We start from the raw sequence: 22801 nt of genomic DNA, 5'->3' as shown, positions 1-22801 counted from the left end.
CCAGTGTCGGAGAGCGCCGCTCACTCCATCGGGTGGACCTTCGTCACGGTCCCGACGCCCTTGCTGCGCCCCTCGCGGAAGACGAACTTCTGGCCCTCCTCGATCAGGTACGGGCGGAACTTGAATCGGACGGTGGTCTCGCCCGTGTCGCCGGGCAGCAGGCGCCCGTTCTCGGGGTGGAACGCGGCGGCTTCGCCGATCGTCTCGAGGTGGACGACGGGTTCGTAGCCGTCGCCGATCCGGGTCGGGTGGTTGAGCACCATGACTTCGGCCTCGAACTCCCGAACGGGGTCGGGGTCCGCGTCCCGCGGGAGGAGAACCATCCCGCGCTCGATGGCGCTCTCCTTGACCCCCTTCAGCGCGATGCCAACGATCCGGCCGGCCTGGGCTTTGTCGACGCGGTGGTAGTGCATCTCGATCGACCGCACCTCGACCTCCTGGAAGCGGCCGTCGGGCATCGGACCGAGCAGGAGTTCGTCGCCGGGTTCGACCTCGCCGGACATGACCGTCCCGGAGGCGACCGCGCCGACGCCGGTCACCGAGTAGCTCCGGTCGACGTACATCCGGAACTCGCCGGTGTCCTGGGCGGTCTTGGGCAGGCGATCGAACAGTTCGTCCAGCGTGTCGAGCCCGTCCATCGTGATCGCGCTGGTCTCGACGATCGGGACCACGCGCTCGCTGATCTCCTCGACGGCGGCGTCGACGCCGTGGCGGGCGACTCTGAGCGGCGACTTGTCGACCTCGCGCAGCAGTCGTTCGACCTCGCGCTCGACCTCCTCGATGCGCTCCTCGTCGACGATGTCGGTCTTCGTGATCGCGACGATCGTCGGCAGGTCCGTCGCGAGCAGAACGCCCAGATGCTCCCGGGTCGTGCGCGTCGGTCCATCGTCGGCCGCGACGACCAGCATCCCGTAGTCGAGTTTCTGGCCGACGAGCCCGCGGATCGTCGTCCGGAGCCACGGCTCGTGGCCGACGGTGTCGACGAACGAGACGAGTCGATCGGCCTCCTGGACGACCGCCGCCCGGTCGGCCTTCCGGTTCGGATTCCGCACGTGGACCGGCCCCTCCTCGTCGAAGCCGTAGACCGCGTAGGAGAGATCCGCCGAGAGGCCGCGCTCGACCTCGTGGGGCTGAACGTCGAGGTAGGCGCGCGTGGCTCCGTCGCCGTCGTCGGGGTTGCCGGTCACGAGCGAGCCGACAAGTGTGCTCTTCCCGTGGTCGACGTGGCCCGCCGTCCCGACGACGATGTGTTCGTCGTCGGTCTCGAGGACGCCCCCCTCGCAGATCTGTGCGACGCCCACGAGTCCGTCCTCGATACCCCAGGTCTGGACGTCGTCGATGTGGGCGTCCGCCTCTTCGGCGAGTAAGGAAAGTACGTCCATCGTCTCGGAGAACGTAGCGGGATCGATACCGGCGAGGCCGCCGTCGTCCGTCACGCCGACGACGTACGTCGCCTCGCCGTCCCCCGAGAGCAGTCGATGTCGCAGTTGCGCGGCCAGACTCTCCCGGCGTCCACCCTCGAGGTGGACGTCACGTGACAATCGCTCCTTGAATTCGACGTTGCCACCGTCCTGTTCGCCACGGTCCAGGGCTCGCTCGAGGAGAGCCCGGTCACGGCTCATACAGTTCGATAGCGGCTCACATGGCAAAAACTTTCCCGTGAGGTGTTGGCACGCGACATTAGGAGATCGCTGCCTCGATGGGTCGGGCGAACGGCTCGGGTCCGCCTCGCCCGCCGGCGGCCGTCACTCGGAGAGTCGCTCGTAGGCCGCCGTCACGCGCATGAACGCCGCTCGATCGCCGCCGTTGTCCGGGTGGACTTCCTTGACCCGCTCCCTGTAGGCGGCCCTGATCTCGGCAGCGTCTGCCATGAGGCCAACGTCCAGTATCTCCCGGGCTTCGGCCCGCGTGAGCCGGGTCGGAGAGCGGGATGATCGTTTCACAGTGGCCGTTCGACCGACACCGACCTAAAGCCAACGGCGGATCGAACGCGTCGGCGGCCGACGCGTTCCGGCCCCGGTTTCAAGGCGCTCGAGGTGGAACGTCGCGTATGAGCGTCAGCGGCCTCTGCCAGATCTGCGAGTCCCGACAGGCACAGGAGCGGTGCGCGAACTGCGGCACGCTCGCGTGCGGCCAGCACTACGAGGACGGGAAGGGACTGTGCGTCGAGTGCGCCGGGCAGGCCGATCCGACGCAACCGTCGCCGTCGGAGTCGGAGGACGTCGACATCAATCGGCTCTGAGCCGCCGTGACCACCATCCGCGACGTGCTCGGCGACTCGCTGGCCGTCGGCGAGCGGTTTCGACTCCGCCTCGAGGAGCGCGACGGCCGACTCGTCGCCGCCCATCCGAACGACTCGAGTCCGCTGGATATCGCCGTCGTCGAGGGGCTGGATCGACTCGAGAGCCGACCGCCGGCAGCGCCCGTGACGGTCGAAATCCTCGGTCGCGTCGTCGACGGGCGGATCGCGGGACGCCTGGTTTCTGCGGAGTGAACTGAGTAAGAAATACGACGCGTCACGTCCATCCACCCCTCGTGAGCGAGCACGCGAGAGCGCTCCTCGGCCTGCTGATCGGTGCGGTCCTGCTGGGGCTCTTCAGCTACGTCCGCTTCGGCGTGCCCGACTGAGCGGGACCGCCGGGCGACGCCGACCCCCGACCACTGTCGAGGCTCGTTACTCCCGATACTGATTCAGCCGCTTCTTCAGCCGCTTCGCAGCCTGCCCGCTCGCCTTCGCGAACTCCTCGCCGTCGTTTTCGCCGGCGAAAATGATCCCGCGCGAGGAGTTGACCAGTCCGACGCCGTTCGCGAGGCCGAACTCCACCGCGGCCTCCGCGTCGCCGCCCTGCGCGCCCACGCCGGGGACGAGGAAGGGGAGGTCGGGCACCTGCTCGCGAAGGTCCTCGAGTTCGTCGGGCGTCGTCGCGCCGACGACGAGACCGACGTTGTCGTTCTCGTTCCAGAGGTCGGCCAGCGCGGCCACCCGCTCGTAGACGGGTTCGCCGGTCTCGAGTTCCAGATCCTGAATGTCGGAGCCGCCGGGGTTCGAGGTCCGGCAGAGGACGAAGACGCCGGCCTCCTCGTCGGAGAGGAACGGCTGCAGCGAGTCCCGGCCCATGTAGGGGTTAACCGTGATCGCGTCGACGGTCTCGAGCAGTTTGGCGTACTGGCGGGTCGTGTTCCCGATGTCGGCCCGCTTCGCGTCCAGCAGAACCGGGACGCCCTTGCCGTGGGCGTAGGCGATCGTCTCCTCGAGGGCCTGCCAGCCGTCGGGGTCCTCGTAGAAGGCGGCGTTCGGTTTGTAGGCGGCGGCGTGTTCGTGCGTGGCGTCGATGATCCGGCGGTTGAACGCCCACCGGGGGAGGTCGTACTCCGCGAGGTGGTCGGGAATCCGTGACGGGTCGGGATCGAGACCGACGGAGACGACGCTGTCGACCGTCCGAATGCGGTCGTGCAGGCGATCGAAGAAGTTCATGGCTGCGAGTCGTCCCCCATCGGTCGAAAAGGTTGCTATACGGGGCCACCGACGCGGCGAGACGGGACGTCGCTCGTCGCGTCGACCGAGTACGGCCCGATCGACGGGACCGGTCGATCGGGGGCGAGACGGCCACCGGTGCGACGATCTCGCCGACCGAACCCCGAATCGGCCGGTTCAGGCTCGGTACATCGGGAACGTTCGACTGTGAGCCGTTGTCACTCCAAATCCTTTAGACATCAGCTACTTCGCTTGTATCATCCTTGATCACAGTATGGCAATTCGGAATAACGGAAACGCAAATTCGACGCTCGGACGCCTCCGGAACCGCATCCGTTCGACGCTGTTCGCGGGGGAGGAAGCGTCGACTGACGACGCGGACGCCGACGTAACGGAGGAGTCGGCGGCCGCGACGCCGACGGCACCGGGGAACCTCTTCCACTGTGCGTCGTGTGGCACCGTCTACATCGACTCCGAGAAGCGCGTCTGTTCCGGCTGCGACGAGGGCGTCGAGGAAGTTCGTTCGACGCTCGAGTCCACGGTCGCTCGATAACACGCGTCGCCGATACCGGACCCCTATTGCGTCGACAGCCGCGTCTCGCGGTCAGGTCTCGAGGACTTCGATCAGGTTCGCCTCCGGATCGCGCAGGAAGAGGATCGACGTCCCGCTCTCGGTCGTTCGCGGCTCGCTGATCGTCGGGACGTCGTCGGGCAGGTTCGCGTGGAACGCCTCGAGGTCGTCGACCGACAGTCCGACGTGCGTCGCGCCGGGCTGGTTGAGTCCTGCGGCCGGCGAGCCCCGCGCTTCGGGGTCGTACTCGACGAGTTCGATCCGGATCCCGTCGGCCTCGAGGTGGGCGAACTCGCCGCGGGCGTCCTCGACGCCGACGGCGTCCGCGAACGCCTCGCCGCCGACGCTGAATCGGTCGACCACCTCGAGTCCGAGGACGTCCCGGTAGAAGGGGAGGGTCTCCTCGAGGTTGCTGACGGTGATACCGACGTGGTGTGCGCTGAGCGTTGCCATTGGCTAGCTCTGACGAGGCCTGGGGAAAAACGCTTCCGTCTGCTCGGTCGTCGCGAACCCCGTCGCGTCGGGACGGTCGTGATCGACGCGCAGTCTCGTTTTAGCGAGGCGTGAACCGAACGCGGTCGATAGACGAGGCGGTCAGGGCGGCCCTCGTCGGCGATCGTGACGGTGATACGGATCGTTCGAGGCGCTACTCGCCGAACGGATCCTCGTAGTCGTTTCGGACGAAGTATCGGACCCAGTTCCCGTAGGTGCGGTCGGCGGGATGGTCCGCGACCTGTTCGAACCGGATCGTCCCCTCCTCGTCGATGACGTAGACGCCCGAAATTCAGGTGAGCCCGTGGCTTGTTTCCTCGGTCCCGCTGTACTGGTCGGCGACCTCGCCGTCCGGATCGGCCTGTAACTGGATCTCGAGGTCGTACCGGTCGCGCATCTCGGTGACGCGCGGCAGTGGATCGGTTACGATCGGCAGGACGTCGACGGTGTCGTTGAACCAGAGGTCGTAGGCGACTTCGCTGAACGTCTGGAGCTGTTCCGCACAGAAGCTACACCAGTGACCGCGGTTGATGACGACGACGGCCGGTCCCTCCTCGAGCCGATCTGAGAGCGTTACCTCGTCACCGGCGGTACTCGGGAGCGTGAAGTCGGGTGCCTGCTCGCCTTGTAATCCCGTACCCCACCGAGGCGTCGCGGCGGGGTATGTCTGTGGGCTGAGTGTGGAGGCACGGATCGACGACGCCGTTCACCCGCGGAACCTCGTCTCGTCGATCGGGGCGTCTCGAGTTCGGCCGGGAGTTCGTGGGTGCTGGCGATCGACGGTTCGGATTCTGTCGGGACGGATCGATCGCGACGGCGATGCGGACCCCGAACGGGTCCGTCCCGGCCGGTCGGACCCCGCGAGTGCTGGCTCTCGAACGGAGGGGATCGCGACCGTCGCTCGTCACATGACGCACACGGCAGTCATCGCCGGCGTCGGCCCCGGACTCGGAGCATCGCTCGCGCGAAAATTCGTCGCCGAGGACTGTAAGGTCGGGCTGTTCGCCCGGTCGGCGGACTTCCTCGAAGACCTCGCGGACGATCTCGGCGACGATGCAGTCGCCGTGCCGACTGACATCACCGATCCCGAGCAGGTCGAGGCCGGCTTTCGAGAGGTTCGCGACGAGTTCGGACCCGTCGACGTCCTCGTCAATCACGCCAGCGGCGGCGCGTGGCGGGGATTGCGAGACATCTCGCCGGACGAGTTCGAACGAGTCTGGCGCACGGCGGCCTACGGCGCCCTGCTGTGCTCGCAGGCGGCCGTCGACGACATGCTCGCGGGCGACGGCGGCACGATTATCTTCACCGGCGCGACGTCGGCGGTCCGCGGGCGCGACGGCGCGATCGGCTTCAGCGCGGCCAAGTTCGCCGTCCGCGGGATGGCCGAATCGATGGCCAGGGAACTCGGCCCCGACGGGATTCACGTCGCCCACGTCGTGATCGACGGCGGGATCCGGCCGCCGGAGGCGGGCGAGTCCGGATCCAACCGCGACGAAGCGGATCTCCTCGAGTCGGACGCGATCGCGGACACCTACTGGCACCTCGTGACGCAGGACCGGTCGGCGTGGACGCTCGAGTTGGACCTCCGACCGCACGTCGAGGAGTTCTGAATCGCCGTCGACCCCACGGACCAGCGTTATCGGCGTGGCCGGCGTCCGTTCAGTATGACGCGCGTCGCGCTGATCGCCCACGACGAGACGAAACCCGATCTCGTCGAGTTCGCACAGGCCCACGAGGAACAGCTTCAGCAGTATGAACTGATCGCGACCGGCACGACCGGCAACCGGCTGCTCGAGGAGACCGACCTCGAGGTAGAGTGCACGGAGTCGGGCTCGCTCGGCGGCGACCTCATGATCGGCGCGGAGGTCGCACAGGGGAATCTCGACGGCGTCATCTTCCTCCGGGACCCGCTGGAAGCCCAGCCCCACGAACCGGACATCTCGGCGCTGTTGCGGATCTGCGACGTCCACGATATCGCGCTGGCGACGAACCGCTCGTCCGCGGAGTTCCTCATCGATGGGCTGGCCGACTGAGCTGTCGGTCCGATCGTCGACTCGTCGGGGACGGTTGATCTCGCCGACGGCACACCGGTCGAACCAGCTATTTAATATCCCGGCAACGAAGGTATCCGTATGACAATTTACGAGAGCGACCTCCCCGGCGTCGGGAAGAAGTTCGAGGTCGAACTCGAGGACGACACGCGGCTCGTCATCGTGACCCACAACACGGGGAAGCGGGAAGTGTTCCTGAAGTCAGATCCGGATGCGGACGGCGACAAACTGTTCGACCTCTCGGATCGGCTCGCCCGGACGGTCGGCACCATTCTCGAGGGTGCGTACTTCCAGCCCGTTCAGGCCGATGCGGTGGAGACGATGCTCACGGACGACACCTATCTCGAGTGGTACAACGTCACCGAGACAGCCGAAATTGTCGGTCAAAGCCTCAGAGAGGCGGACATCCGGAGCCGAACAGGGGTCTCGATCATCGCCATTCAGCGCGGCGACGACCTGATCTCGCCGCCGACCCCGGAGACGATCCTCGAGGTCGACGACACGCTCGTCGTCGTCGGTGAGCGCGAGGAGTGCGCCGACTTCGAGACGCTGTTGGGGGACGAGGTCTAAGCGATCGATGAGGGTTCTGCTGGAGGTGATCGCGAGTGGCAACTGCTGAATCGACCGCCCTGATCGACGTCGGCATCCTCTTCGCGGCCGTCGCGTTCGCCGGCTTCCTCGCTAATCGTATCAACCAGTCGGTGATCCCCTTTTACATCCTCATCGGCATGCTGCTAGGGGAGTACGTCCTCGGCGCCATCGACTTCCCGTCGCTGCTGGGCACGGACGTCGTTCCCCACGGCGCCGAACTCGCGCTCGCCGAGACGGACTTCATCTACGTCAGCGCCGAGATCGGGATCGTCCTCCTGCTCTTTTTCCTCGGCCTCGAGTTCAACCTCGATCGGCTCATCGCGTCGAAAGAGCGGATCGGCAAAGCGGGCGCCGTCGACCTCGCGATCAACTTCGGCGCCGGATTGTTGCTGGGGTACGCGCTCTTCGGGTCGTTCCTCCCCGCCTTTCTCACCGCCGGGATCGTCTACATCTCCTCGTCGGCGATCATCACGAAGTCGCTGCTCGATCTGGGCTGGATCGCCAACGACGAGTCCGACGCGATGCTCGGCACGCTGGTCTTCGAGGACCTGTTCATCGCCGTCTACCTGGCGGTCGCCACCGCGCTGGTGCTGGGCGGCGGGGACGTCGGCGAGGCGCTGGGACAGATCGGCATCGCGGTCGGCTTCATCCTCGTCTTGCTCCTGCTGGTCTACCTCGGAACGGCGTGGTTCCAGCGCAGCCTCGAGACCGACTCCCACGAGTTCATCGTGCTCCGGGCGCTGGGGATCACCGTGTTGATCGCCGGGGTCGCGCTCTCGATCGGAGTCAGCGAGGCCGTCGCGGCCTTCTTCGTCGGAATGGCGTTCTCGTCGACGGAGCACGTCCACGACCTCGAGAACCTGCTCGAACCGCTCCGGGACGCGTTCGCGGCGATCTTCTTCTTCTGGATCGGGCTCGTCACCGATCCGTCGCTGTTCCTCGGCGTCGCGGGCGTCATCGCGATCGCGGCTCTGGCGACGACGCCGACGAAACTGATAAGCGGCTACCTCGGCGGTCGGATCTACGACCTGAGCGAGCGCCGGTCGGTCCGCGTCGGGCTCGGGATGACCACCCGCGGCGAGTTCTCGCTGATCATCGCCAGCCTCGCGCTCTCGGGCGCCGGGGGCGCGCTCGCCGAATCCGTCGCGGCGGACATCTACGCCTTCGCGGTCGGCTACGTCCTGCTGATGAGCATCGTCGGCACCACGCTCATGCAGTACTCGGATCGCATCGAATCCGCCGTCGTCCCGCGACTCGAGGCCGGGATCGGATCGACGGGACAGCCGAGCGACGACTGAGTTGGACGGGAGGGGGCGGTAATCGTGCTGAAGGAGGTTCAGTGATTGCGCTGAAGAGGACTCGGTAATAGCGCCGACGGGGGCCGGACGACCCACGGCGGGCGGGATTTTCGCCGCCTGCCGAAAAGGGATAGCTTCAACCCCCTCGAGTTCCCCATAGCGCCTATGCCACGGGCGGTCGTCTTCGACCTCGATTATACGCTCGCCGTCCCCACGCGGGACCGAGCGACGATCCTGGATCAGGCCGCGGCCGCCGCCGACGCGCCGTCGCTCTCTCGCGAGGAGTACCTCGAGGCCCACCGGCGAAATCTCACTCGCGAGAGCCGCGAACCGATCTTCGCCGACCTGCTGGAGACGCGCGAGACCGACGCCGATCCGGCCGCCGTCGCCGACGCCTACCGCGAAACGATCGCGGAGACGCTCGAGCCGTTACCCGGCGTCGAGACCATGCTCGCGGACCTGCGCGGGGAGTATCGCGTCGGGCTGCTCACCAACGGCCCCGTCCGCGCCCAGCGGGACAAGATCGCGACGCTCGGCTGGGACGGCCGCTTCGACGCCGCGCTCGTGACCGGCGAACTCCAGGCCGGCAAACCGGATCGGCGCGCGTTCGAGGCCATCGCCGCGGAACTGAACGTCGAACTCGAAGACGCCGTCTACGTCGGCGACGAGGTCGAGGCCGACATTATCGGCGCGACCAACGCCGGAATGACCGCGATCCAGGTTCTGCTCGAGGACGGCCCCGGCCCCGATCCGCGCGCCGTCGCACACGTGGAACAGGCGGAGGTCGCGACGGCCGTCCCCGAGACCGTCGCGGCGCTGGACGACGACTGATCGACGGAATCGACCCGGTCGGTCGAACGGAATGGTACTGCAACGAGTCACGGCCGCGAGCCGAGCGCCCGTCGGTCGAGGCTCGACTCCTCGAGACGGGCTCGTTCGGCGGATCTCGTCCGGTACCTATAAAATATATTCTATAACCGAACATTATTAGCCGACGAACGTTCAAGATACCATGAACAAGTTTTCCGTTCAGTCACTCTTTAGAGAAAGTTTATATAGGAAAGGGAGAATCTCACGGTCGTATGGCACGCGATGCTGCGGTACCGGATGACGAGAAGCGAACGGTGAACGACGGTAGTGACGGGTCGACGGGGGCGAGCGAGCGGTTCGGTCGACGATCGTACCTGAAGCTCGCGGGAAGCGTCGCGGCGGCCGCGGGGCTGTCGGCGACGGCGAGCGCCCAGAGCGACGACTACGACGTGATCACGGCCAGCGGACAGGTGATCAGGATCGGCGACGAAACGTGGGAGAACAAGCTGATCGACTGCCGCAACGGCGGCAGCATCACGGTCGTCGTCGAAGGCGCCGCGACTATCCGTAACGTCGGGCTCAAGGGCCTCTACCGGGGTAACAGCTTCATCTTCACGATCACGAACTCCGGCGGCACGGTCACGTTCGACAACGTCTACCTCGGCGACGGCGCCAACAAGGACGGCGAGGATTTCGTCCACGGGCCCGGCGGGGTCTTCTATCACCGCCTGGCGAACTGTCGCGTCGAGTTCACGCGCATGAACGTCCAGGGGTTCCCGAACAACGGCTTCTACTGTTCCAACACCGCCGACGGCGGCAGCGTCCACTGGACGAACTGCTACGGGAAGAACAACGGCGTCTCCACGTTCCGGTGTGCCGGCAGCGACGACAGCCTCGAGAACTGCGTCGCGTACAACGACGACACCGATTACGCCACCAGCAACGGGAGCTGGGGGGGCTACGGCGAGTCCCACGGCCGCCCGCTGTGGGTCTGGTCGCCCGGCACCGCGAACGTCGACGACTGTCACTTCGCCGCCGGCTCCTATTCGGACGCGGTGCTCACCTACGACGGCGGCGCGGTCACGCTCAACGGCGGCGCCATTTCCGGCGGCACTAGAGGTGACGTGCGACGCAACGGCGTCGGCTCCGACCCCGACCTCTCGATCCCGGACGGCGTTCCCACGTCCGCCGAGGAGGCCGCGATGGGTAGCGCGAGCGTCTCGAGCGAATCGACCGTCGACCCGTGGACGGCGGAGTACGGCGTCGAACACATCTACGAGGTCGAAAACACGAGCGACCAGCCCGTCGACTACTACCTGCAGGTCAGCGAGGGCGCGTTCGAACCCCTCGAGTACGACGGCGCGGTCGTCGACCGCGAGATGACGTGGGCCGACGGCGACAAGGCCGCGGGACGCGTCGCACCCGGCGACACCCACTGCTGGGGGATGAACGCGTGGCTCGTCGACGTGACCATCGAGGACGCGGCGAACGCGGCGGCCCGGGTCAACGGGACGCAATCGAGTCTCGGCTGGTACCCGCGGGACGGCGCGGACGGCGACGAGTGGAAGGACCTCGACGCGCTGCTCGAAGCGGACGACGAACCCGAGTACGAGACGTTCGTCTACGAGGTCGAGGCCCGCGAGGACGGCGTCGAGTACTTCCTCGAGGCCAAGGACGGCGCGGACTTCACGCCGCAGGTCGACTCCGAGCGCGTCTACGTCTCCGCGGACGGAACGCGCGCGGCCGGGCTGCTCGAGGCCGGCGAGACGCACGGCTTCACCGGCTACAACGTCGACGCGCCGGCGATGCTCGACGCGACGATCCGCGGCGACGGTAGCGGCTACGTGAACGGTTCCGAATCGAGCCTCGACTGGTACCCGCAACCCGGCGCGTCCGGCGACGGCTGGAAGGACCTCGACAAATTGCTGGGCGATCAGGAGGAACACACGCTGTTGATCGACGGCGTCGGGAGCCTCCGGAAGACCAGCTACGAGTTCCGCGTCGGCGGCGCCGTCGAACCGACCACCCACGGTGGCGCCTCGATCAACGACGACACCGTGATCGACGACGGCCACGTCAGCGGGAGCCTCCGCGGCTGGCGCGACGCCTTCGATTTCAGCGGCGACCTCGAGTCCCTGCGGATCGACGGGACCGCTCGGGTCACCCTCGACGGCGAACGCATCGATCCGAACGAGTACGGCGCGGAGCTGAACCACATGCTGACGATCGTCAGCACCGGCTCGCCGGCGTCTTACGAGGTCAGCGTCGACGGCCGCATCGAAACGATGGCCTGGGACGACTCGAGTGAGTACGCGACCGTGGGGTCCGGCCGGACGGCGACCGGCTCGATCGACGGCGGCTACCAGCGGTTCCGCTACTCGGGATCGATCACCGACCTGACGTTCACCGAGGGGTCGGCCATGGTCTACGCGGACCGCGACCGCATCTCGCCCGGCGACTTCTGATCGGTTGCGTCGGTGACTGGCGGCTCGCGGTTCGTTTTCGGTTTCGTCGCAGTACGGAGGCGTCGGGCTTCTCATTCGACGCGACAGTGGAATCAGTTAATCGGGATGTTGGCACATTTCAGCGCTTATTGATCGTCGATAATTCTACGATATATCTACCGTATTTAAAATACGGTGCAGAATACAGGGCGTGTATACTACAAATTAAGAGGTGGCACAAAGGAGTTGAGATTAGTTCGCGACCTGGTTGCACACTTCCGTAATGAGTATTTACGGCCGGGACGCGACAGTTCGGACGATGGCTACCGAGGCTACCTTTACGGTTCCGTCTGACCAGTTCCCCTTGGGGACGGTGTTCGAACAATTACCGGACGTGACGGTTGAACTGGAGCGAATTATTCCTGCCCGCGATGTCGTGATTCCGTATTTCTGGGTCCGGGGAACGCCAGTTGACGATATCGAAGGAACGTTTCGGGAGCATCCGGGCGTCGAACGGATCGAACTCGTCGATTCCGTCGCGGACGAATATCTGCTACGCGTGGAGTGGGCGTTGGACTACGACGACGTTCTGACTACGTTGACGGAAACGAAAATCGCGCTCATCAAAGCCACCGGCACGAATCAGCAGTGGACGTTCGAGATCCGCGGGGACGCTCGAAGCGACATCTCTAACTTTCAATCTCGTTGTCGAGAGTTGAATATACCAATCACGTTGACGGAGTTGCGCGCGCTCACGCCGATCGAGACGACGACCGAGGCGGCATTGACCGAAGCCCAGCAAGAGGCACTGGTACTTGCCTACAATCGGGGGTACTTCAACTCCCCGCGCGACGTAACGATGGAGGGTCTCGGCAGCGAACTCGACATCTCACACCAGGCCGTCGCCTCTCGTCTCCGGCGCGGGATAAAGCACATCCTCGGGAGTACGCTCTCTGATGTTGAACCTCAAACCCAGTAGGTGCCTTAAAAGCGTATTGGAAACGCAAAAGCCACGCTAAACCTCATAGGGGATTTTCGTGAGATGTAATGAGCGGGAGTCCCAACGAATCACCTCAGGATGATCTGAGCTACTGGTACCGCGTTATTCTTGCAGTAGGCGTCCTGCTTCTCATGTTCGCGATTGGCAGATCAGTTACCACGGTGACAAGTAGCGGGAGCCTTTTAGAAGCGGGAATCGATTTGATCCTTCTCAGCGTGCCAGGACTCGTGATGCTGTATACCGGGCTCTGGTTACCGACCTCTTCTATCAAATCCAGGTTCTATCCACGGATCGTGGCGTGGACCGTTGGTGGTGTCGTCGTCATGGGTATCGTCCTCGGATTGCGTGTCCTCCATCCCGGCGTCGATGTCAATTTCACGTTTGGGACACAAGCAGTCCTGTTATCGATTGGCTCGATTGCAGGGCTGGGGATCGGCGTGAACAACGCTCAGGCGCTGACCCACGCCCAAACGCTCGAGGAGCGAAACGAAACGTTACGACGAACCGAACGGCAGCTCGAGGAGGCGGTCGACCAGCTACGGGATTCGAACGAGCAATTGGAGCAGTTCGCGTACGCGGCCTCTCACGACTTGCAGGAACCACTCCGTATGGTGACGCGCTATCTGGAACTCGCCGAGAGTCGGTACGGGGACGAATTCGACGAAGATTTCCAGGAGTTCATCGATTTCGCCGTCGACGGCGCCGAACGTATGAGTGACATGATCGACGGTCTCCTCGAATATTCGCGGGTCGAAACGCAAGGGGACTCGTTCGAGGACGTCGATCTGGACGCCGTTCTCGACGACGTTCTCGCTGACCTCCAGTTCAAGATCGAAGAGACCGACGCTACGATCACACGAGAGTCGCTGCCTACGATCGAAGGCGACGGCAGACAACTCCAACAACTGTTCCAGAATTTGCTGAGCAACGCGATCGACTACAGCGGCGAAGACCCGCCACGGATACACGTATCGGCGGCACAGGACGGGGAAGAATGGACGGTTTCAGTTCGAGATGAGGGAGTTGGGATTGATGTCGAAGATTCTGACCGAATTTTCGATATCTTTCAGCGGCTTCACTCGATCGAGGAACATACCGGCTCGGGAATCGGACTGGCACTGTGCAAACGGATCGTCGAGCGCCACGGCGGGGAGATCTGGGTCGATTCGGATCCCGGTGAAGGATCGACGTTTTCGTTCACGCTCTCCTCTCGTGTTGAATCATCGAGCGTTCCCAGTGTGGTCACTCAGCAAGGGAGTTCGAACTCGTTGACCAGTACCACGCAACACGAAGTGGTTGATCGGTTCGCTTCGCAGACCACTGACACCGATTGATCGGTTACGGAGAGAATTCCGACGTTCCGTTCCACTCTTACTGTACGGCTGGTTCGGTTCAGAATTCGGGAACAGAAAGTCGTCGTGGTGAATCGATGCTCCCTCTTCAGAACGCCGTTCTTGGCAACTATCGGAGGTATCGATTCCTGTTTAGTTACCTGTCTGATCTGTACCGAACGCGAGTTTCGGAGCCAACGTTGACACCATCCGCCACTCCGAACCGCCTTAGCGCCCGTCAGCCGATAGCGATCGACTGACGGTCTGCACGACGTCCGACGCTCGCTTGACTTCCGCGCCGCTCTCGAGGAACACCAGCGTTGTCGGCGGTCTGGTCGCCTTCGGTCGCACGCGCAAGTCGGCCTCGTCGGCCGCCCCGGCCGCGACCTCCGGTTCGGTCTCGAACTCGAGGTGAGCCCGGTCCTCGTGGACGAAGACCCGGGCGATCCGCTCGTCGTCGCGAGTAATGTCGTACGCGCGCGAACCGTCGGCCGTCGGTTCGACGTCGCGGTCGGCGTTCGCGACGGCGATGGACTCGAGGCCGCCGTCCTCGCGGCCCTCGAGTTCGGAGGCGAGCAGTTCGGCGATCCGGCGGCCGTCGGTGATGCGCTCCTCGACCATGCGCGTCGATCGGTTCGCCGGGGACTAACCCCCTTCGGCTTCCTCGAGCGCCGCTCGCGCGACGGGGACGAGGTCGCTCACGTCGACGCCCTCGCGACGGGCGTAGACCACGGCGGCGGCCTCGATGGTGAGGCCGAGTTCCTGCTGGAGCGTGTTGATCGCCCCGACGGCCTCGTGTTTCTCCACGCCTTCGGCGACGAGCGTATCCAGGACGCGCTCGAACGCGGAGCGCTCCCGCAGGAGGTCCTCGTCGGGGACGAACTCGTCGGGGACGGTGACGTCCGAGGGATCGAACGTCGCCTCGAGGCCGTCGTCGGTGCGCTCGAGGAGGCCGTCCTGGGTCGCGACGTCGATCAGGCGTTTGGACTGGTCGGGGGAGAACCAGTCGCGGTCGAGCGAGAGCGCGACGACGAACTCGTTCTCCTGGAGGCGCCGGGTCCCGTTCTGGATGAACGGAGCGGCGACCGCGACGCGGAGGCTCATAGAATGTGCATCGCGCGAACGACGAGATAACGGTGGCGGTTCCGCGCCGGCGGGGCGATCCCGGACGCCGACGGGAATCAGTCCGAGGCGCGTCCGCTGCCGCCGTTGCGGTCGGCACGGGACGGCGGCGGGAACTCGCCCGCGGCCGGCTCCGGCGTCTCCGGAAGGACGCAGCGGTCGGGTTCCCGGTTGACGTGCCGGTAGCGTTCGGGGGCGTTCGCGAGCGGATGCGCGGGGTTCTGATCGCTGTCGATGCGCGCAACCCGGACTTCGCCGAACCCGTTGAGTCGCGCCTGAATGCCCCGCCAGTGATAGTGCGTCGCGGGCGGGACGGAGACGGGACGCGGCGGCTTCCCGTCCGGATGGTTCGTCGCGAGAATGGTGCTGTTGACGTTACTCGCGAGCGCGTCGTGGTCGACGAGGACGCCGATGCAGGCGTCGCGCGGTGCGCGCGCGGCCAGGACGTCGAGGCCGAGGTGGAGCGCCCGATACTCGGCGACGTTGTTGTCCGGCGGCGCGTCCGCGGTCGCGACGCGTGCGACGCGGGTGCCGTCGCGCGTTTCGATGACGGCGCCCAGTCCACCGCCCGATTCCCGGAAAGACCCGTCGGTGGCGACGTAGAAGTCACGGTGATGGGTTCGCGGGGGGTGGGCGATGTGGGGTGTGGGCGACTCGTCGAACAGGTCCCGCAGTGCGGACCGGCCGTGAGCGGCCATACTAGCTCTATGATTCGTAGCTTTCTTAAAGTTATGGCAGGATGCAGGTTCGGTAACGCTGCGGTCGGACGTAGATTAGTTGTGGTTTACTGTACGAATCCGTACACTATTGTATTATAAATCCCGTCTCTCGGTCCGATACTAATAATCGTCTACTCGTTACCAACATTTATAAATAATACCTCAGACACCTATGTGTTATGCAGGGTGTCAATAATTCACTCGAACGCCGGGCGCTCCTCAAACGAACCGGTGCCGCGACGAGCATCGCAGGACTCGCGGCGATCGCGGGCTGTCTCGACGATCCATCCTCCGGCGACGACGAGATCGACGAACTGACCATCACGCTGTCGCAGTTCCCCGACACGATCGATCCGCTCGACCACATTACCGGGGACTACTTCGACGTCTACGACCACATCTACGAGCCGCTGTTCGACTTCGAACCCGGTGAAGGGATCTTTCCCCGCGTCGTCGAGGACTGGGAGATTCAGGAGGGAGAGGGCGTCACCGAACTCTCCCTGCGAGACGACGTCGTCTTCCACAACGGCGACGACCTGACCGCAGAGGACGTCGCGTGGACGATCAACCGCACGGTCGACCCCGAGATGGGCGTCGTCAGCGACATCGGCGCGTACGGCCTCGGCTCGATCGAGGGCGCGGAAGCGCTCGACGACACGACGGTCGCCGTCGGGTACGGCGCCGCACCGGGGCTCGCGGAATTCGAATTCGGGAACTACGCTCGCGCGATGAACATGGAGTGGGCGATCGAGAACCACGACGCCGAGAACGGGGCCATCTCCGGTGCCGATCCGGAGGACTTCAACGGAACCGGACCCTATCAGGTCACCGACTTCACGTCGGGCGAGGAGATCGTCCTCGAGCGCTTCGACGACTACTGGGGCGACGAGCCACCGTTCGAGACGGTGATCTTCAACGCCGACGGCGAATCCAGCGGGCGCGTGAACTCGCTGCGAACGGACGAGACGGACCTCACGATCAACATCCTCCCGGAGGACGTCGGAACCGTCGACGATGCCGACGACATCGAGATCAGACGGGTGACGAGCTTCCGGAACATCTTCTGCCCGATGAAGAACACGGTCGAACCGTTCGACAGTCAGGAGTTCCGCCAAGCGATGAACTACGCCGTCGACAACGAGGCGATCGTCAACTCGGTGCTCAGCGGCTACGGCGAAGCGCGCGGACAGCCGGTCGCTCCCGGAATCAACGGCTTCAACGACGAGATCGAGCCCTACGAACAGGACGTCGGAATGGCCGAGAGCCTCGTTGAGGAGAGCGGCTACGGCGGCGTGGAGATCGAACTCACCGTCCCGCAGGGTCGGTACCTGAACGACGCCGAGGTCGGCGAGACGGTCGCCGACCAGATCGACCAGCTCGAGAACGTCAGCTGCGAGGCGAATCTCGTGGAGTTCGGTATCGTCTCCGACGCGAACTCGGCCGGCGTCGACCCCGACGTCATCGAGATTCCGTTCTACCTCATCGGCTGGGGGACCATCACCGGCGACACCGACTACGGTGTCCAGGGCTTCTTCACGATCCCAGACAACGAGTCGCGCACGTTCGACGACGAGGAGCTCAGCGACGCTATTCTGGAGAGTCAGCAGATCGAAGACCCGGACGAGCGACGCGCGCAACTCGAGGAAGTCAACCAGCTGGCCCACGAGAAGGCGCCGTTCCTGTTCCTTCACACCCAGGAGAGCATCTACGGCGTCAGAGAGCAGATCTCGTGGGAGCCGCGCGAGGACGAGACCATCTACATCTGGGAGATGGACGCGTAAGTATCGACCGTCGGCCAAAACGGAAGCGTAAGTATCGCTTCCTCGATTCACTCGATCCGTTTCAATGACTGAAGGTAATACGTTCGTATGACGATGGGGAAGTTCCTCGTACGACGAATATTACAGGGCGTATTCGTCATCTGGGGAGTTGTCACGATCATGTTCGGACTCCGGACGGTGTCACCGGGCGATCCGGCGACCATGATGCTCGGACAGGGCGCGACGCAGGAACTCATCGAACGCGTTCGCGAACAGGAGGGACTGAACGAACCGATCTACGTCCAGTACTTCGACTACCTCCAGGGGATGATCGTCGGTGACCTCGGCTACTCCTGGCAGTCGAACCGGGAAGTCGAAGCGATGGTGATCGAGCGCATTCCGGCCACGATCGAACTCGCGGTGGCCGCGACGATCGTCGCGATCGTCATCGCGATTCCGCTGGGCGTCGTCTCGGCGACCCGCCGGAACGAGCCCGCCGACTACGGTGCGACGATGTTCTCGCTGCTCGGCATCTCGACGCCCAACTTCTGGCTCGGGCTCATGCTAATCCTGCTGCTGAGCGTGTCTCTCGGCATTTTCCCGACCGGGAGACGACCGGTCGGGTTCGGACAGGCCGTCATGACGGTGATCCAGTACGGTTCGGTCTACGATCTGCTGGTCTGGTTGCAACACATCACGCTCCCAGCGCTCACGCTGGGGACGTACTTCACGGCGCTCATCACTCGCCTCACCCGGAGCGGAATGGTCGACGAACTCGGCAAGCCCTACGTCACGGCGAGCCGGGCGAAGGGGCTGCCGTCGGTGCTCGTGCGGTACAAACACGTGCTGCGAAACACGATGATTCCGATCATCACCGTTCTCGGCCTCCAGCTCGGCACGCTGCTCGGCGGTGCGGTCATTACGGAGACCGTGTTCAACTGGCCGGGGCTCGGACTCCGGCTTATCGACGCGCTCGGGGCTCGAGACTGGCCGCTCATGCAGGGGATCATCGTGTTCATCGCCATCGCGTACGTGACGATCAACATCGTCGTCGACTCGCTGTACAACTATCTCAACCCACAGGTGAGAGACGAATGATCTCGGAGAGAGTCAAGACCAATCTCAAACAGACGTTCTCACGGAGTCTGCTCCCGAAGCTCGGACTCGCGTTACTGCTACTGCTCGTCTTCATGGCCGTGTTCGCGCCGGTGCTGGCCACGCACGACCCGACGCGGACGGGATACTACGACGAGAACGGCGCGCAGTACCCGCCGCTCGGCACCGACTACACGGCGGATATAGTACAGGACGGCGAGCGCGTCGGCGTCACGGTCGAATCCACCGGTGACCACATTCTGGGGACGAACAACGTCGGACAGGACGTCTACTCACGGTTCCTCTACGGCGCGCGGATATCGCTCCTGGTCGGCCTCCTCGGCACGGGGATGGCGGTGCTGATCGGTGTCCCAATCGGCCTCGGCGCCGGCTACTACGGCGGCCGCGTCGACGACGGACTGATGCGGATCGCGGATACGATGCTCGCGTTCCCGGCGCTCGTCCTCGCCCTGGCGCTATTGGGAGTGTTCGGACAATCGCCGATATACGTCCCCGATCCGATCGTGCGGCTCGGCCTCGCCAGCGGCATGCCCGACTCGATACCCATCCCGGGTACCGTCACGGTCGTCGTGGCGTTGGTCACCTGGGTCTGGTTCGCGCGCGTCGCCCGTGGTGAGGCGCTGTCGATCCGCAACGAGGAGTACGTCAAGGCGGCGAAGAGCTTCGGGACGAGCGATAGAACGATCCTGCGCCAGCACGTATTACCGAATAGCCTCACGCCGATCATCGTCCTCGCGACGATTCAGGTGGCGGCCGTCATCCTGCTCGAGGCCTCGCTCGCGTATCTCGGCTTCTCAGGAACGACGCTCTCGTGGGGCTACGAGATCGAGCGGGGACAGGACATCCTGCAGAGCCGGCCGTGGGTTTCGGTCTTCCCCGGTGTCGGCATCGTGCTGGCGGTGATCAGCGTCAACCTGCTCGGCGACTGGCTGCGCGACGCACTGGATCCGAACATCGAAGGTGAAGGACGATGACAGACGAGATACTTCGAGTAACCGATCTTTCGACGCGGTACTTCACGCAGGAGGGACAGGTAAACGCGGTCTCGAGTCTCGATCTACGGATCGAGCGCGGCGAGGTCTTCGGGATCGTCGGCGAGAGCGGCAGCGGGAAGAGCGTCACCGCTCGTTCGATCATGAACCTGATCGAGTCCCCGGGCGAGATCACCGGCGGTTCGGTCGAGTACCGAAACGCCGAGTTCGCCGAGGCGGTCGTCGACGATTACCCCGACGCGGTCGACGGAGAGTTCGTGGACCTGCTCGAGGTCCCCTCGCGGGTCAGGCAGTCGCTCCGAGGCACGTCGTTCAGCATGATCTTTCAGGACCCGGAGAGTAGCTTCAACCCGACGATAACGGTCGGTGAACAGCTCGCCGAGGCCGTCGAGGTTCAGCGCCGGGCCAGCGCTCGACCGCGGTCGACTCGGGCCCGAACGGACGACTACTCGCTCGGGGAGTACCTCCTCTCGACGGTACTGTCGTCCCGGCGCTACGTCAGCGAGGAGAGTCGCGAGCGAGCCATCGAGTTACTCGAACTCGTCGGCATTCCCGACCCGGTCGAGCGGGCCGACGAGTACCCACACGAGTACTCCGGCGGGATGCTCCAGCGGGCGATGATCGCGCAGGCGCTGGCAGGTGAACCGGACGTGCTGGTCGCAGACGAGCCCACGACCGCCCTTGACGTCACGATTCAGGCCCAAATTCTCGACCTCCTCGATGAACTACAGGAGGAGACCGGGATGACGATCCTGCTGATCACGCACAACCTCGGCGTCATCGCACGCATGTGCGACCGGGTCGGCGTCATGTACGCCGGCGAGATCGTCGAACGCGGCACCCTCGAGGACATCTTCGACGACCAGGTCCACCCCTACACCGAGGGGCTGCTCGGCTCGGTCCCCGACCTCGATGGCGCGGGCGGACGGCTCCAGCCGATACCGGGGAACGTGCCGAGCCTCCTCGATCACGAGATGGGGGATCGGTGTCACTTCGCCGATCGGTGTCCGAAGGCGATGGAGGACTGCCTCGAGCACCCGCCGGAGTATCCGGCGGACGGGAGCGATCACCACGCGGCTCGCTGCGTCCTCGCCGAAACGGAGTACGACGACGCGAGGGCGCTGCCCGACGATTACTTCGACGGGACGGACCGTCCCGCCGGGGACAAGCACGTTGGGCCAGACGAACGCGACGAGGAACCCGACGACGACCGGCGACATCCCCCGGCCGAGACGACCGGAGGTGAGCACCAGTGAGCGCCGACGATCCGCTCGTTCGCGTCGACGGTCTGCAGAAGTATTTCTGGGAAAACGACTCCATCGTCGACCGCCTCTTCGGCGACGACCCGGTTCCCGTTCGGGCCGTCGACGGCGTCAGTTTCGACATCTACGAGGGGGAGACCCTCGGTCTGGTCGGCGAATCCGGGTGCGGGAAATCGACGGCCGGGGAGACGCTGCTCCACCTGCAGGAGCCGACCGACGGCCGCGTCGAGTTCGACGGCGAGAACGTCTACGACCTCGACGGAAGCGATCGTACCGAGTTCCGCCGGAACGCGCAGGTGGTCTTCCAGGATCCCTTCTCGAGTCTGGATCCGCGGATGACGATCGGCGACATCGTCACCCAGCCGCTCTCGATCCACGACTGGCCGTGGACCGACGAGGACGTCGAGACGGGCGTCGACGTCCGGACCGACGGGATCTCGAGCGACATCGTCACCGCGACCGCCGACGACGACGTCGACACGGTGGTGAGCCCGGTCAACGGCGTCGCAACGGCACACGTCACGGTGCGAGCGGTCGGCGACGCTGACGTGGCCGACGTCGACGCGGACGACCGATCCGTCGACGTCGCGAGCGGCGTCGTCGCCGAAGTCGAAGAGGACCTCACGGTCGAGGTCGAACGCGGCGACGGGATCGCCGTTCACGTCTCCGTCGACCGCTCGGCGAAACGGCTCCGGCGGGACCGGGCGATGGATCTTCTCGAGCGCGTCGGCCTCTCGGCCGATCAACTCGATCGCTATCCCCACGAGTTCTCCGGCGGGCAACGCCAGCGCATCGGGATCGCCCGCGCGCTGGCGCTCGAGCCCGACTTCCTCGTGCTGGACGAGCCGACGTCGGCGCTGGACGTCTCCGTACAGGCGCAGGTGCTGAACCTGCTCGACGACCTGCAGGACGAGTTCGACCTCACCTACCTGCTGATCAGCCACGACCTCTCGGTGATCCGCCACGTCTGCGACCGCGTGGCCGTCATGTACCTCGGCGAGATCGTCGAGATCGGCCCCGTCGAGGAGCTGTTCGAGTCGCCGGACCACCCATACACGCAGGCCCTGCTCGAGAGCGTGCCTCGAGCCTCGACCGACGAGCGCGAACGCGACCGGGAGACGCTGGCCGGCGACGTCCCCTCGCCGCGGGACCCGCCCAGCGGCTGTCGGTTCCGGACCCGGTGTCCGATGGTGATCCCGCCAGCGGACCTCGAGATCGAGCAGGCGACCTACCGAGACCTGATGACGCTGCGCGAGCGGATCGAGCGCCGGGACGTCTCGCTCGAGTCGGTCGGCGACGAGGGCCGGTTCGACACCGAAGACGGCGGCGTGCCGGCCGAAGACGTCCCCGGATTCGTCGCCGCGCTGAAAGACCGGTTGCTCGAGACGGAACTGCCGCCGCGCCACGACGCTGTCGTCGAGGAGGCCCTCGCGGAACTGGCCCGCGAGAACTGGGACGGCGCCGCCGAGCGGTTGCGGACGGAGTACGAGAGCGTCTGCGAACGGGAGCCACCGGACCTCGGCGACGGATCGCATCCGGTTGCCTGCCACCTCCACGGACGGGCCAGCGAACGGACGGCCGAACCGGATTCGTGGACGTAATCGGCGCTTCGTCGAGTTAGTCGACCGCTACCCGCCGGATCCATGAATCGGTGATATCTCCCACTAACCCGACGCAGTCGGCGTGTTTTCCCAGCGTACGGATCGATCGTTCGGATTATCGGTCCTATCTGTGTTGGCAGTAGGTGTAATATCCCTGCTTGCCTTC

23 protein-coding genes and 1 pseudogene are annotated in these 22801 nt (G+C 65.0%); 16 read left to right on the top strand and 8 right to left on the bottom strand.

Annotated elements, in window-relative coordinates:
* Positions 1-20 precede the first annotated feature (20 nt).
* Entirely contained in the window at positions 21-1622 is a 1602-nt protein-coding gene (locus J0X25_RS36410) for a GTPBP1 family GTP-binding protein (protein ID WP_207288759.1), read from the bottom strand.
* Between the two features lie 123 nt (positions 1623-1745).
* Positions 1746-1943, bottom strand: a complete 198-nt coding sequence (locus J0X25_RS39860; RefSeq protein WP_225896689.1) for a J domain-containing protein — start codon at positions 1941-1943, stop codon at positions 1746-1748.
* A gap of 107 nt (positions 1944-2050) precedes the next feature.
* Between J0X25_RS39860 and J0X25_RS36400 the strand changes: the two genes are divergently transcribed.
* Positions 2051-2242 carry a hypothetical protein gene (locus J0X25_RS36400; RefSeq protein ID WP_207288757.1) on the top strand — a complete coding sequence of 64 codons (192 nt, stop codon included), beginning with the start codon at positions 2051-2053 and terminating at the stop codon, positions 2240-2242.
* A gap of 6 nt (positions 2243-2248) precedes the next feature.
* Complete coding sequence (locus tag J0X25_RS36395; RefSeq protein ID WP_207288756.1) at positions 2249-2494, top strand: hypothetical protein; 246 nt, start codon at positions 2249-2251, stop codon at positions 2492-2494.
* A gap of 180 nt (positions 2495-2674) precedes the next feature.
* On the opposite strand, the gene pyrF is transcribed toward J0X25_RS36395, so the two are convergent.
* On the bottom strand, positions 2675-3475 hold the full coding sequence (gene pyrF / locus J0X25_RS36390; protein WP_207288755.1) for an orotidine-5'-phosphate decarboxylase: 801 nt from the start codon (positions 3473-3475) through the stop codon (positions 2675-2677).
* A 274-nt stretch (positions 3476-3749) separates the two neighbouring features.
* Here pyrF and J0X25_RS36385 point away from each other — a divergent pair, with 274 nt between their 5' ends.
* Entirely contained in the window at positions 3750-4028 is a 279-nt protein-coding gene (locus tag J0X25_RS36385; protein ID WP_207288754.1) for a hypothetical protein, read from the top strand.
* 51 nt (positions 4029-4079) lie between these two features.
* Here the strand turns inward: J0X25_RS36385 and J0X25_RS36380 are convergent, their stop codons facing one another.
* Both J0X25_RS36380 and J0X25_RS36375 read right to left on the bottom strand, forming a co-directional pair.
* The gene (locus J0X25_RS36380) at positions 4080-4499 is read right to left on the bottom strand and encodes a VOC family protein (RefSeq protein WP_207288753.1); all 420 of its coding nucleotides are present in this window, start codon (positions 4497-4499) and stop codon (positions 4080-4082) included.
* Positions 4500-4692: 193 nt separating this feature from the next.
* Positions 4693-5232 (bottom strand): annotated as a pseudogene (locus tag J0X25_RS36375) (peroxiredoxin family protein).
* Between the two features lie 214 nt (positions 5233-5446).
* Between J0X25_RS36375 and J0X25_RS36370 the strand changes: the two are divergent.
* The 8 genes from J0X25_RS36370 to J0X25_RS36335 all read left to right on the top strand — a co-directional run bounded on the left by J0X25_RS36370 (position 5447) and on the right by J0X25_RS36335 (position 14066).
* Positions 5447-6148 carry an SDR family NAD(P)-dependent oxidoreductase gene (locus J0X25_RS36370; protein ID WP_207288752.1) on the top strand — a complete coding sequence of 234 codons (702 nt, stop codon included), beginning with the start codon at positions 5447-5449 and terminating at the stop codon, positions 6146-6148.
* Positions 6149-6202: 54 nt separating this feature from the next.
* Positions 6203-6571 (top strand): methylglyoxal synthase, encoded by a 369-nt coding sequence (locus J0X25_RS36365; RefSeq protein ID WP_207288751.1) that lies wholly within the window; start codon positions 6203-6205, stop codon positions 6569-6571.
* A gap of 99 nt (positions 6572-6670) precedes the next feature.
* Positions 6671-7159, top strand: a complete 489-nt coding sequence (locus tag J0X25_RS36360) for a cation:proton antiporter regulatory subunit (protein ID WP_207288750.1) — start codon at positions 6671-6673, stop codon at positions 7157-7159.
* Between the two features lie 35 nt (positions 7160-7194).
* Positions 7195-8478 carry a cation:proton antiporter gene (locus J0X25_RS36355; protein ID WP_207288749.1) on the top strand — a complete coding sequence of 428 codons (1284 nt, stop codon included), beginning with the start codon at positions 7195-7197 and terminating at the stop codon, positions 8476-8478.
* Positions 8479-8643: 165 nt separating this feature from the next.
* Positions 8644-9309: an HAD family hydrolase gene (locus J0X25_RS36350; RefSeq protein WP_207288748.1), complete on the top strand. Its 666-nt coding sequence runs from the start codon at positions 8644-8646 to the stop codon at positions 9307-9309.
* Positions 9310-9560: 251 nt separating this feature from the next.
* Positions 9561-11753 (top strand): hypothetical protein, encoded by a 2193-nt coding sequence (locus tag J0X25_RS36345; RefSeq protein ID WP_207288747.1) that lies wholly within the window; start codon positions 9561-9563, stop codon positions 11751-11753.
* A gap of 298 nt (positions 11754-12051) precedes the next feature.
* On the top strand, positions 12052-12711 hold the full coding sequence (locus J0X25_RS36340) for a helix-turn-helix domain-containing protein (RefSeq protein WP_207288746.1): 660 nt from the start codon (positions 12052-12054) through the stop codon (positions 12709-12711).
* A gap of 68 nt (positions 12712-12779) precedes the next feature.
* The gene (locus J0X25_RS36335; RefSeq protein WP_207288745.1) at positions 12780-14066 is read left to right on the top strand and encodes a sensor histidine kinase; all 1287 of its coding nucleotides are present in this window, start codon (positions 12780-12782) and stop codon (positions 14064-14066) included.
* Positions 14067-14291: 225 nt separating this feature from the next.
* On the opposite strand, the gene J0X25_RS36330 is transcribed toward J0X25_RS36335, so the two are convergent.
* The 3 genes from J0X25_RS36330 to J0X25_RS36320 form a co-directional block, all read right to left on the bottom strand.
* Positions 14292-14684 (bottom strand): DUF7993 family protein, encoded by a 393-nt coding sequence (locus J0X25_RS36330; RefSeq protein ID WP_207288744.1) that lies wholly within the window; start codon positions 14682-14684, stop codon positions 14292-14294.
* Positions 14685-14708: 24 nt separating this feature from the next.
* Positions 14709-15167, bottom strand: a complete 459-nt coding sequence (locus J0X25_RS36325; RefSeq protein ID WP_207288743.1) for a DUF2240 family protein — start codon at positions 15165-15167, stop codon at positions 14709-14711.
* A gap of 77 nt (positions 15168-15244) precedes the next feature.
* Positions 15245-15883 (bottom strand): ribonuclease H family protein, encoded by a 639-nt coding sequence (locus tag J0X25_RS36320; RefSeq protein ID WP_207288742.1) that lies wholly within the window; start codon positions 15881-15883, stop codon positions 15245-15247.
* 200 nt (positions 15884-16083) lie between these two features.
* Here J0X25_RS36320 and J0X25_RS36315 point away from each other — a divergent pair, with 200 nt between their 5' ends.
* The 5 genes from J0X25_RS36315 to J0X25_RS36295 all read left to right on the top strand — a co-directional run bounded on the left by J0X25_RS36315 (position 16084) and on the right by J0X25_RS36295 (position 22635).
* The gene (locus tag J0X25_RS36315) at positions 16084-17685 is read left to right on the top strand and encodes an ABC transporter substrate-binding protein (RefSeq protein ID WP_207288741.1); all 1602 of its coding nucleotides are present in this window, start codon (positions 16084-16086) and stop codon (positions 17683-17685) included.
* An 87-nt stretch (positions 17686-17772) separates the two neighbouring features.
* The gene (locus J0X25_RS36310; RefSeq protein ID WP_207288740.1) at positions 17773-18762 is read left to right on the top strand and encodes an ABC transporter permease; all 990 of its coding nucleotides are present in this window, start codon (positions 17773-17775) and stop codon (positions 18760-18762) included.
* On the top strand, positions 18759-19754 hold the full coding sequence (locus J0X25_RS36305; protein ID WP_207288739.1) for an ABC transporter permease: 996 nt from the start codon (positions 18759-18761) through the stop codon (positions 19752-19754). The genes J0X25_RS36310 and J0X25_RS36305 overlap by 4 nt, the downstream gene beginning before the upstream one ends.
* A complete protein-coding gene (locus J0X25_RS36300; protein ID WP_207288738.1) occupies positions 19751-21028 on the top strand; it encodes an ABC transporter ATP-binding protein in 1278 nt (425 codons plus the stop codon). The genes J0X25_RS36305 and J0X25_RS36300 overlap by 4 nt, the downstream gene beginning before the upstream one ends.
* The gene (locus tag J0X25_RS36295) at positions 21025-22635 is read left to right on the top strand and encodes an ABC transporter ATP-binding protein (RefSeq protein WP_207288737.1); all 1611 of its coding nucleotides are present in this window, start codon (positions 21025-21027) and stop codon (positions 22633-22635) included. The genes J0X25_RS36300 and J0X25_RS36295 overlap by 4 nt, the downstream gene beginning before the upstream one ends.
* The last annotated feature ends 166 nt before the right edge of the window (positions 22636-22801 follow it).

The sequence above is a fragment of the Haloterrigena alkaliphila genome, from assembly GCF_017352155.2.
In the GTDB taxonomy this organism is placed as follows: domain Archaea; phylum Halobacteriota; class Halobacteria; order Halobacteriales; family Natrialbaceae; genus Haloterrigena; species Haloterrigena alkaliphila.
The sequence above is the reverse complement of the archived record's forward strand: the minus strand, read 5'-3'. Positions and strand labels throughout refer to the sequence as shown.